This is a genomic window from Planobacterium oryzisoli (genome assembly GCF_015354315.1).
Taxonomy (GTDB): Bacteria; Bacteroidota; Bacteroidia; order Flavobacteriales; family Weeksellaceae; genus Planobacterium_A; species Planobacterium_A oryzisoli.
Map to the genome: position 1 here is coordinate 60,309 of NZ_JADKYY010000013.1, position 11,640 is coordinate 71,948.

The following is an 11,640-nucleotide window of genomic DNA, read 5'->3' on the forward strand; positions in this document are numbered from 1 at the left end:
TCATTTTTGTAAAAAACGAATCAATGGAATTAAATAAACTCGACCAATACGTCAAATTTTTCTCTTTCATTTTAAAATACTATAACAGTGACGTGCTAAAATCCGCTTCCAGTACCGCACTTGGAGAGGACACTGCCACAGAAACTTCCAACTACGATCAAAAACCCGAAGAACTGGTAGAAGACCTAAAAAAAATGGGTCCGACCTACGTGAAACTGGGCCAACTACTCTCCACTAGGCCCGATCTGCTTCCCGCTCCCTACTTGGCGGCGCTTGCTTCATTGCAGGACGACGTGGAGACTATCGAGTACAGCCAGATAGAAGAAATCATTGAAGAGCAGCTGGGCACCAAAATTAACAAAGCATTCACCCTATTCGATCCCGAGCCTCTTGCCAGCGCTTCGATCGGCCAGGTACACCGCGCCCTACTTCCCTCCGGAAGAATGGTTGCCGTAAAAATCCAGCGTCCCGGCGTGGATGAAAAGTTTAAGCAGGACCTGGCGACCCTTAGGGAGGTCTCTACCCTTGCCGTCAAGCACTCCTCCGTAGCGCGCCAGTATGCACTGGACCAAATCATTGAGGAGCTGGAATATATCCTTTTAAACGAACTGAACTACGAGAAAGAATTCCACAACCTTATTACTCTGCGTGAAAACCTCCACGATTTTGATCTGCTTTTTGTGCCAGAGCCTGTAGCACAGTATTCTTCTTCCAGGGTACTCACCATGGATTTTGTGGAAGGGCGAAAAGTGACCTCTCTCGGACCTCTGGCTGTCATCGAGAACAATTTCACTCCCTTGATCGAGCAGCTTGTACACGCCTACCTCAAGCAAATTATCGTAGACGGATTTGCCCACGCGGATCCCCATCCAGGCAATGTCGTTTTGACCTCAAAAAACCAGATTGCACTCATGGATCTGGGGATGGTTGCAAAATTCTCTGGAAAGATGCAAGAGCAGATTCTGGAACTAATGATGGCACTTAGCAACCGAGACGGTGATAAAATCACCGATGCCCTCGTTGCAATAAGTGATCACGATCCACAGAAGGTAGATTTGGATGCCTTTAGAAAAGATATCAACCGCCTGGTGATGGACCATACCAGTACCCAGGCGCAGGACATGGCTACGGGACGCGTAGTGATCCAGATGAACCGTATAGCCGCAGAACATGGACTTCATTTGGCAGTAGAACTGAATATTCTTGGAAAGATCCTTCTCAACATGGATCAGATTGTTGCGGCACTTGCTCCAGAGTACGACCTACAGAAAAGCATTCGAAGCTATATGGAGGAGCTGGTTAATAGTAAGATGAAGCAGGAACTAAAACCCGAGAACATCTACAGGGTACTGCTCGACCATAAGAAACTTGCAGAAGAACTACCAGGGCGCCTTAACCGAATAACCGAGCAACTCTCGGAAGGGCAGTTAGAGCTGAAGATAAACGCCATCGATGAAGACCGCCTTACCGACGGGTTCCAAAAAGTGGCCAACCGCATCACCTCTGGACTGATCATTGCCGCCATGATTATCGGCGCGGCCCTTTTGATGCGCGTAGAAAGCACCTACAGCATCATGGGCTACGGACTACTTCCTTTCGTATTTTTTATGATAGCAACTGCATTGGGACTTTATCTTCTCTATCAGATACTTTTCAAGGACAAAAGTCCTACATTGAATAAAAAACGCTAAAAAAGTACCAACGGAAATAAGTACATTTGTTCTCATGTCCTTACAGCCACTACGCCATGTCACTGTTATGCGCTACGTCCTTCCACTTAGGGAAGGAGGCTCCTTGCCAGCCCTTGCCGACGGCGACGACGGATTCAAATACGTCGTGAAATTTCGTGGCGCAGGCCATGGAGTAAAGATGCTGATCTCCGAACTTCTGGGAGGTCTCATAGCAAAGGAGCTGGGACTACGGGTTCCAGAATTGGTGTTTATTCATTTGGACGAGGATTTTGGCCGCACGGAAGCCGACGAGGAAATCCAGGATTTACTTAAATTTTCGAAAGGGCTTAACCTTGGACTGCACTACCTCTCCAGTGCGCTTACTTACGAACCTAAAATGGTCGTTGAGGCCGGGGAAGCCTCCCGGATCGTGTGGTTGGACTGTTATATTACCAATATTGACCGCACCTTCAAGAATACCAATATGCTTTGGTGGAAGCAGCAGCTCTGGCTTATAGATCATGGTGCATCCTTCTATTTCCACCACTCGTGGCAGAACATCCCGAAAGCCGCTCGTTCGGTTTTTCCCTATGTAAAAGACCATGTACTGCTTCCTTATGCCACAGAACTTCACAAGGCTGATGCGTTTGCACACAGCGTACTCTCCAGAGAGGTACTAGCCGCGATAGTGGAACAGATACCTTCCGACTGGCTACTGTGGGAGGATGTGGAAAGCTCCCCGGAGCAATTACGGGCGATTTATTTGGAATTTCTAGTGGAGAGACTGGAAAATTCGCATTTATTTTTAAAACAAGCCAGCGATGCACGAGTTTGATTTGTACGAATACGCCGTGGTACGTCTGGTGCCAGTGGTGGAACGCGAAGAGTTTTTCAACGTGGGTCTTCTAATGCTTTGCAAAAGAAAGAAATTCTTACGCTGCGAGATTTCTCTTTGCACAAGCAAATTTAATTTAATGAAAAGTCCCCTGGACTATACCGAAGTAGAGCAAAGTCTGTATAATCTCCGTGCAATCGCAATGGGAGAGAAACAAAGTAGCCCCATTGCACTTCTTCCGGCAGAAGAACGCTTTCGGTGGCTCACTTCCCAGCGGAGCAGTGTGATACAAACGTCACGGCCCCACCCCGGTAAGTCCAAGAACCTGGAAGAGACTTTCGAGAAATTATTTACCGAACTTGTGCGGTAGCTCCTAGAGCTTAGTGAGCTTGGCGAACTTTAAAATTAGATTCTTCTCTCCTTCGTTTTGAAAAAGCACCTTGGCTTTAATATTACCCGGATCCGTACCGTCTAGAAAAAGCACCTCCCCTACACCAAAACGGTCGTGCCGTACCTTGTCTCCTACCTCAATGTTTTCAGAGCTGGCTCCACTAGGATTAATAATCCGGGCAGTAGCCACAGGCTTTAGATTCTTGCTCTTTGGCTCTAAAGATCCCATGCTCGAAGGAAGTGTTTTCTTGGGTGGTTTTTTCTCAAATTTTCGAACGCTCGGACTTGTATCGTCAAAAAGCGAAGACGATAGTCCGCTATGATTTACAAAGCGGCTTTCCCGGGCCGGATTAAGAAGTTCTATAAAGTCACTACGGACCTCACTTAAGAACCGAGAAGGTTCCGCATCTGTGATCTTTCCCCATTGAAAACGCGAGATCGCATAGGAAAAAAAGGCCTGTTTCTCGGCGCGCGTCAAGGCCACGTAAAAAAGGCGACGCTCCTCCTCGAGTTCTTCCCTTGTGGACGAGCTCATAAAGCTGGGGAAAAGATTCTCCTCTAGTCCCACCAAATGGACCACTGGAAATTCCAGACCCTTGGAAAGATGTATGGTCATAAGGGAGACCTGGTCCGCATTAGGATCTTTATTTTGGTCCTGATCGGTAGTAAGGGCAATGCTACCTAAAAAATTACTTAGGGAGGGGTCTCCGTCTTCGAGCTGTTGCTGCTCTTCAATGAAGCCCCGCATGGAATTGAGCAGTTCCTGGACATTCTCTACCCGGGAGATGCCCTCTGGGGTTTGGTCGTCTTTAAGAAATTTGATAAGTCCACTGCGCTGGGCTACTTCCATGGCTACCTGATAGACGTCGGCCTCTTTTAAAAGCACCTGAAAGGCGGAGATTAGCGACCAAAAATCACCTAATTTTGCTACAGTGCCACTATTCAGACCTATCTGCTTCCCATAGAAGCCAATACTGCTAAGAAGTGAAGAAAGCGGGATGTTCTCCTTATCGGAGGCTACAATCAACTTATTTAGGGTAGTTTCCCCAATTCCTCGGGCAGGATAATTCACAATGCGCAACAGCGCTTCATTGTCATTGGGATTAACAAGTAAACGCAAATAAGCCAAGAGGTCTTTTACTTCCTTGCGCTGGTAGAAAGAAAGTCCCCCGTAGACGCGGTAGGGAATATTCTTTTTTCTAAGCGCATCCTCAAAGGCTCTTGTCTGTGAATTGGTACGGTAGAGAATGGCAAAATCCTTGAAACGGTGCTGCTTGGTATGATGAAGTTCCCAGATATTGGAAGCTACAAATCCAGCTTCGTCCGCATCGGATAGGGCGCGGTACACCTTTATTTTCTCTCCAATTTCGTTGTCGCTAAATACATTTTTTTTGAATTGCTGGGTATTTCGTGCTATGACGTCGTTTGCCGCATCCACAATATTCTGCGTGGAACGGTAGTTCTGCTCTAGCGAGACGGTCACCGCATCGGGATAGTCTTTCTTGAAATTCAGAATATTATAAATATTGGCTCCTCTGAAAGAGTAGATACTCTGTGCATCGTCTCCCACTACACAAATATTTTCAAACTTGGAAGCCAGCGCTTTTACAATCAGGTACTGCGAATGGTTTGTATCCTGGTACTCGTCCACTAAAATGTATCGAAAACGATCCTGGTACTTAGCCAAAACCTCCGGGAACCGGGTCAAAATCTCATTGGTTCTAAGCAGTAAGTCATCAAAATCCATTGCCCCATTCTTGAAGCACTGCTCCACATAGCGCTGGTAGATCTGCCCCATGTGCTTCATATTTGCCCGCTCATCGGCCTCAATAAGTTCAGGGTTTTGTTGGTAGCTGCGGACCGTTATCAGATTATTTTTGTAGGCGGATATCCTTGCCATTACCTTCTTTGGCTTATATATGTCGGTATCCAAAGAAAGTTCTTTCACCACCTTCTTAAGTACATTGAGAGAATCCTGCGTATCATAGATTGTGAAGTTGGATGGAAATCCAATGTAGTGCGCCTCACTTCTTAAGATCCGTGCAAACACGGAATGAAAAGTTCCCATCCACAAACTTTTTGCATCGCTCTCCCCCACAACTCTTGCGATCCGGTCCTTCATCTCACGGGCAGCCTTATTGGTAAAGGTCAGAGCAAGTATATGGAAAGGGCTAATCCCTTGCGTGATCAGATGTGCAATCCTCATGGTAAGCACACGTGTCTTTCCAGATCCTGCACCCGCAAGCACCATGAGTGGCCCTTGGGTCGTGGTCACAGCCTGGTATTGAGGTTCGTTTAAGCCTGTTAGGTAATTTTGCTCCATAGGGATAATTTTGCCGCAGGCAAATGTAAATAATAATCTATGGCTTCCCAAATGGGGAAGGTTAGAGAAAAGGACAAATAGCTACTTCTAAAGCGATGCCACTCGTTGCAAAGTACTTACAACCTCGTCTATTTCAAACGGTTTTGCAATAAATGCATTCGCTCCCGACTCTAGTGCAGTATGCTGCAAACCGCGGCTGGCGGACATAATAATTACGGGTATATCCTTAGTTTGTTCCTGGGACTTGAGCTGGCGACAGATATCTCTGCCGTCTTCGTCGGAAAGCCACATATCGATGAGAATGGCCGCAGGCCGTTCAGTGGGTTGGACGACTTTAAAGATTTCAGAACCGCGCTCGAATGCGGACACTTCGAAACCCTCAAAATCCAGCATTACGCTGAGAGAATCTAAAATTGCCGTATCGTCGTCGACTATGATTACTTTCTTGGTTTTCATTACTACTAAAAAAAATTACTTAATGGCGGGGAGTGAAAAACAGAAAGTAGAGCCTTTTCCAAGTACACTACGCACCCATATCTTTCCTCCCGAACGCTGAATTATCTGTGAGGCTATAAACAGTCCCAGTCCCAATCCAGGGAAGGTATGCTGCTCGTCGCCACTTACTCTGTAATACTGGTCAAAGACCTTATGCTGTTTGTCTTCCGGCATACCTATCCCAAAATCTTGCACACAGAATTGAATGCCCTGGGAACTTACCTTTGTATACACAAGTACCTTCTCTGCACCAGGGGAATATTTAATAGCATTGCTAAGTAAATTGGTCACCACCTGGGCTATACGATTGCGGTCGGCAAAAACCATGCCTACCGGTTCACTATTATTAATTATTGTATGGGTACAGGAAAGTTGCTGCTCTTCAATCACCTCATCAACCAACTGTTTGAAATCAAACATATCCTCATTAATCTGCATCTTTCCTGCACTAATCTTGGTCACATCAAGTAGATCTCCAATGAGTGAATTTAACTTGTTGACCTGTTCGTCCATCTTTTTGGCGTACGTGGCACTCTTGGGGTCGCCTGCTTTTTTCAGAGCGCGCTCCAGTACCTGTGCATAAATTTTAATACTGGTAAGTGGCGTTTTAAGTTCATGGCTGGCTATACCAAGAAACGTATCCTTTTGGCTTTGAAGCGTCTTGAGTTCATTGATGTCGATACTACTTCCTATCCACTGAATCACCTCGCCCTTAGAATCAAATTCCGGTACGGCGCGTGAAAGGAACCAGATATATTCTCCGGTCTTTTCGTTCCTTACCCTATATTCAAAATCAAATCCCTTTTTCTTCTCACTGGCTTCCCTCCAAGTCAATTCCAATAGGGAAAGATCCTCAGGGTGAATCAGGTGTGCAAAGCTTACTTGGGTTGGATTTGCTCTATCCACTTCAAAGTATTCCGAGAGTCTTCCATTAAAATACGTGAACTGCCCTTCATTATTTGCTGTCCACACAATGTGCGGCATAGCCTCGGAGAGATTGCGGTATTTGGCTTCCGATTCCTGCAGCCGGTGCTTGGCCTTTACCAGCTCGGTAACATTCACCGCCATGTTCAAAATGGCATAAATTTCCCCTTTGGAGTTTCGTATGGCCTTGTATGTGAAATTGTAGTAAAAGGTTTCCAGTACCCCATGGGTCATAAGGTCAACCCTATCCTCTGTAGCTGCATAAGTCTCCCCTGTACGGTACACATGGAGTAAAAGATCGAAAAACGGTTGTCCAACCAGTTCGGGAAGCGCCTCCCGAAGGGGCCTTCCAATTACCGAAGCATCCTTACCCCATGTAGCAAGCATCTTGTCGTTGGCAACTTCTATCACTAAGTCTTCCCCACGGTAGATGGCAGTTGAGACGTCGGCCTTCAAGAGTAATTCCTTAAAGCGAAGTTCACTCTCGGATAGTTTTCTTTCAGAAAGCACTTGGCTGGTTACTTCCGTTGCTACCACACTCACTCCTATGATGGTATTGCCACTATCACGAATGGGAGAATAGACGAAATCAAAGAAGCATTCCTCCATTACACCCTCTCTATTTAAAAAGCACTGAACTTTGTCCCCTCGAAAGGACTTTCCAGTGCGCAGTACCCCTTTCAAGATATCGGGAAATTCTTGTCCCTTCAGCTCGGGAATACCCTCAATAATGGGAAGACCTATTATATCGGAGGACTTTCCCCAAAGTTCTAGAATCTGCTGGTTCGCGGTATCGATCACCAAATCCTCGCCCATGAGCATGCAAAGTGCTACAGGCGCCTGGGAAAACAAACTCGCCAGGGAGTCGTAGTTTACTTTCTGCTTCAGATAGTTTTTCATTAACAACAAATTAAATAAAAATTAATAAAAATTTCAAGGTTTTACCTAAAGTAAAAGTATATTCTCCACTTATCACTTACAATTCTACCAACCACTATAGTCAAATTATGTAACAAAATAGAGTGAATGCTAAAACCGCTGGGGCATAATAATTGTATTTTTACCTGCAATAAAAACACAGAAATCATGTCAGAAAATATACTCTCCTTAGAAGATTTAAAATTTTTAGAGTCTCTGTATTTTAAGCATGGTATATCCTTTGTTCGTTGCGACGAATCAGGATTGTCATTCAATAAGGACCTCACTACATTGGAGGGGGACGCATTGGAAGGCTCCAATTATTTAAGCGAAATATCAAAAAAACTCAAATTTCGGCTTAATTCCAATTTTCAACTTAATTTCTCTTCAGGATTTAATCTTGACGTAGTGAAACTATAACTCAATTTTACTGCATTCATTTCTTTTTTAGGGAACCTTCGGGTTCTCTTTTTTGTTAATTACGCTGTGCATGTAACATTTTGGTAGGCAGTGTGCACTAATACATTATAATGGTTACCTAATATGAAAAAGAAATTATTCTCTGTTGCTGCCATAGCGCTACTTGGCGCTTTTACCAGCGCGCAGCAAATCAAATTTGAAGAATACAAACTACCCAATGGGATGCATGTCATTCTTCATCAAGACAATTCCGCACCGGTGGTTACCACAGGAGTGATGTACCATGTTGGAAGTAAAGACGAGCAGGTAGGTAAAACCGGCTTTGCGCATTTCTTCGAGCACCTTCTGTTTGAAGGAACCCACAATATTAAGCGCGGAGAGTGGTTTAAGATCGTATCTGCCCACGGAGGTTCTAACAACGCGAATACTACGACGGACCGCACCTACTACTATGAAACTTTCCCTTCCAATAACTTGGAACTTGCTCTTTGGATGGAAAGCGATAGGCTTTTACAACCTATTATAAACCAGGTGGGTGTAGATACTCAGAAAGAAGTGGTTAAGGAAGAGAAAAGACAGCGGTTAGACAACCAGCCCTACGGGCGGTTCAGTTATGGAGAGGCCCTGTCTCCTCATATCTTTGAAAAACATCCATACCGCTGGAGTGTGATTGGTTCCTTTGAGGACCTTTCCAGTGCAAAACTGGAAGACTTCCAACACTTCTCAAAAAAGTACTATGTACCCAACAATGCTGTACTGGTGGTAGCAGGAGATTTCAAAACACCGGATGCTAAAAAAATGATAGAGAAATACTTCGGAGTTATTCCTAAAGGAGCCGAAGTACAAAAGAATTTCCCTAAGGAAGATCCCATCACTCAGGAAAAACGCGTAACTGAATACGACAGCAATATCCAGATCCCTTTGCTTGCCATCAATTACCGTACACCAGACAATAAAAGCAAGGAAGCCTTAGCTTTAAACATGTTGTCGAGCTATCTGAGCGGTGGCAAAAGCTCACTACTTTACAAAAAATACGTAGACGAGAAGAAACAAGCGCTTCAAATCTTCGCATTCAACCGCCAAATGGAAGATTACGGTGTATATACCATTGGAATTCTACCACAAGGCAACACGCCACTAGAGCAATTGGAAAAAGAGGTGCAGGCAGACATTGAGTCCGTTCAAAAGGAGCTGATCTCCGAGAAGGACTACCAGAAACTGCTCAACACCTTTGAAAACAGTTTCGTAGCACAACGTTCCGGTGTAGAAAACATTGCCCACTCACTTGCAGATGCCTACATGCTTCAGGGAGACACGGACAAAATAAATACCGAACTCAGTGATTACCAATCTATCACCCGTGAGGACATTCGTCAGGTAGCACAAAAGTATCTTAACAAGAACCAGCGTGTTATTGTAAACTACCTACCGGCTTCCGCAAAAACGCCAAGTAAACCTTAAACTGTAAACACGATTTAAATGAAAACCAAAATAGTTGCACTATCGCTCCTTTTAATGGCAGCGACTACACAGGCCCAGATCGACCGACCTATGCCTACTCCAGGACCCGCACCAACGGTTAACCTTGGAAAATCACATGAATTTAAACTCAGCAACGGACTTACAGTAATAGTCGTAGAAAACCATAAACTGCCGCGTGTAAGTGCTACGTTAAGCATTGATAATCCCCCTGCAGCACTCGGAGAGAAAATGGGAGTGGAAGGTCTACTAAGCCAAATGCTTGGAACCGGGACACAAGCTCTCTCAAAAGAGGAATTCAACCAAAGAATAGAACAACTTGGCGCGCGCGTGGGATATTCCAGTTCAGGAGCTAGCGCATCGTCCCTTACCAAATACTTTGATGAGATATTTGGCTATTTTGCCCAGGGGGTGAAAAGTCCTAAATTCACCGAAGCAGAGTTTAAAGCCGTTAAAGACCGTTATATCGAAGGAATCAAATCGGATGAAAAAAACGTGGAGTCTGCAGCACGCAGAATGAGCCGGGTACTTACCTACGGTGCTTCCCACCCTTTCGGAGAATTTGAAACGAAGGAACAGATCGAGAAATTAACTTTAGCAGATGTACAGAACTTCTACCAAACCAGTTACCTGCCGAACAACAGTTATCTTGTATTTGTTGGAGACATCAACAAGGCGCAGGCACAAAAACTTGCGGAAAAGCACCTTGCGGACTGGAAGAAAGGAACGATTTCTGCCAAGCCTCTTCCCAATGCACCTCTAGCCAAGACCACAACCATTGAAGTAGTGGACATGCCTAACGCAGTGCAGTCTGTAGTTTCTGTTAGTTATCCGATCACTCTGACCAAGAAAGACCCGGATTATTATGCAGCGCAGGTAGCTTCCACAATCCTTGGAGGAGACTTTGGTTCCCGACTTAACATGAACCTTAGAGAAAAGCACGGTTGGACCTACGGGGCCCGCGGAGGGGTAAGCGACTCCCGTTATGTAGGACGTTTCTTTACCAACGCAACGGTACGTAACAGTGTAACAGATTCTGCCGTAGTGGAAACCATCAAGGAAATGCAGGCAATGACCCAAACGCCGGTATCGGCTAAGGAGCTTGCCGATGTAAAAGCCCTCTACCTTGGTAATTTTGTTCTTTCTTTGGAACGCCCTGAAACCATTGCGCGTCAGGCCCTCACTACCAAGACCGACGGACTGAGCTCCACCTTTTACAAGGACTATTTACAGAACATAAACAAAGTGACTCCGGCTGATGTACAGCGCGTTGCAACTAAGTATTTCCGCCCCACACAGGCACGTGTGGTAGTTACCGGTAAAGCAGAGGAAATTGGACCCGCTTTGAAAAAACTGGGCTATCCAGTAACGTTCTACGACCAGTATGGTAATAAGATTGAAGATCCCAGTACCCGCAAGACAGCCGTAGCTATTTCTACGGAGCAGCTTATAGAGAACAACCTAAAGGCGCAGGGAGGGGATAAACTTAAAGCGCTTAACTCACTGACCCAAGAAGGAAAGATAAAAATGATGGGTATGGAGGGAGAATATAAAGCCAGCTACATGATGCCGGATAAGTCCCTTGCCACTATCAAAATCATGGGTATGGAAATCAAAACCGTCTTTGACGGGGAGAAAGGATACGTTTCACAAATGGGGCAGGAAATGAAATACGACGCCAACACGGTGAAACAGTTGCAAGGGTATAACTCTGTATTCCCTGCTCTATCGAAAGGATTTGCTTCGGCCAAAATACTCGATGTGGTAAAGGAGGGTGATAACTCCTACTACAAAGTGAAGATGGAAGGCTCCAACCGTACCGAATACTATGATACTAAGACTTTTCTTCTTGCCAAGACAGAAATGGTAACCTCCACACCGATGGGCGATATGCTCAGTACGATGCACTACAAAGACTACAAGTCCTTCGAAGGAGTAATGCTACCTACAGTAGTAGATACACAGGCAGGACCGCAGTCTTTTACCATAACGCTTAACGCCATGAAAACTGGAGGAGTAAATGCGTCGGACTTTAAATAGACCACTTATCTAGAACTCCTTTTAAAGAGGCTGTCCCCATAACTAAAAATGAGGACAGTCTTTTGTTTTTAGCCAATTGGGGTTAAAAAAGTAGATTTTGGGTTTTTAGCCCAAGCAGAAGGACGGTTTATGCCGTCCTTTTCTTG

General features: G+C 45.2%; 9 protein-coding genes. 6 read left to right on the forward strand and 3 right to left on the reverse strand.

From position 1 onward, the window contains the following. The first annotated feature begins 23 nt into the window (after positions 1-23). From IC612_RS09480 to IC612_RS09490, 3 genes are read left to right on the forward strand one after another with little or no spacing between them, the layout of a single operon-like run. Complete coding sequence (locus IC612_RS09480) at positions 24-1,691, forward strand: ABC1 kinase family protein (protein ID WP_194739948.1); 1,668 nt, start codon at positions 24-26, stop codon at positions 1,689-1,691. A gap of 34 nt (positions 1,692-1,725) precedes the next feature. Next, positions 1,726-2,505 (forward strand): HipA family kinase, encoded by a 780-nt coding sequence (locus IC612_RS09485; protein WP_194739949.1) that lies wholly within the window; start codon positions 1,726-1,728, stop codon positions 2,503-2,505. After that, entirely contained in the window at positions 2,492-2,875 is a 384-nt protein-coding gene (locus IC612_RS09490) for a DUF3037 domain-containing protein (protein WP_194739950.1), read from the forward strand. Before IC612_RS09485 ends, IC612_RS09490 begins: the two co-directional genes overlap by 14 nt. Positions 2,876-2,878: 3 nt before the next feature. On the opposite strand, the gene IC612_RS09495 is transcribed toward IC612_RS09490, so the two are convergent. From IC612_RS09495 to IC612_RS09505, 3 genes are all read right to left on the reverse strand, one after another. Then, positions 2,879-5,218: an ATP-dependent helicase gene (locus IC612_RS09495; RefSeq protein ID WP_194739951.1), complete on the reverse strand. Its 2,340-nt coding sequence runs from the start codon at positions 5,216-5,218 to the stop codon at positions 2,879-2,881. An 87-nt stretch (positions 5,219-5,305) separates the two neighbouring features. Then, positions 5,306-5,674: a response regulator gene (locus IC612_RS09500; protein WP_194739952.1), complete on the reverse strand. Its 369-nt coding sequence runs from the start codon at positions 5,672-5,674 to the stop codon at positions 5,306-5,308. 15 nt (positions 5,675-5,689) lie between these two features. After that, positions 5,690-7,537 (reverse strand): sensor histidine kinase, encoded by a 1,848-nt coding sequence (locus tag IC612_RS09505; protein WP_194739953.1) that lies wholly within the window; start codon positions 7,535-7,537, stop codon positions 5,690-5,692. A 186-nt stretch (positions 7,538-7,723) separates the two neighbouring features. On the opposite strand from IC612_RS09505, the gene IC612_RS09510 reads away from it, so the two are divergent. The 3 genes from IC612_RS09510 to IC612_RS09520 all read left to right on the forward strand — a co-directional run bounded on the left by IC612_RS09510 (position 7,724) and on the right by IC612_RS09520 (position 11,494). Beyond that, entirely contained in the window at positions 7,724-7,975 is a 252-nt protein-coding gene (locus tag IC612_RS09510; protein WP_194739954.1) for a hypothetical protein, read from the forward strand. A 123-nt stretch (positions 7,976-8,098) separates the two neighbouring features. After that, complete coding sequence (locus tag IC612_RS09515; protein ID WP_194739955.1) at positions 8,099-9,436, forward strand: M16 family metallopeptidase; 1,338 nt, start codon at positions 8,099-8,101, stop codon at positions 9,434-9,436. Positions 9,437-9,454: 18 nt separating this feature from the next. After that, positions 9,455-11,494, forward strand: coding sequence for a M16 family metallopeptidase (locus IC612_RS09520; protein WP_228512962.1), 2,040 nt, complete (start codon positions 9,455-9,457; stop codon positions 11,492-11,494). Positions 11,495-11,640: the final 146 nt, after the last annotated feature.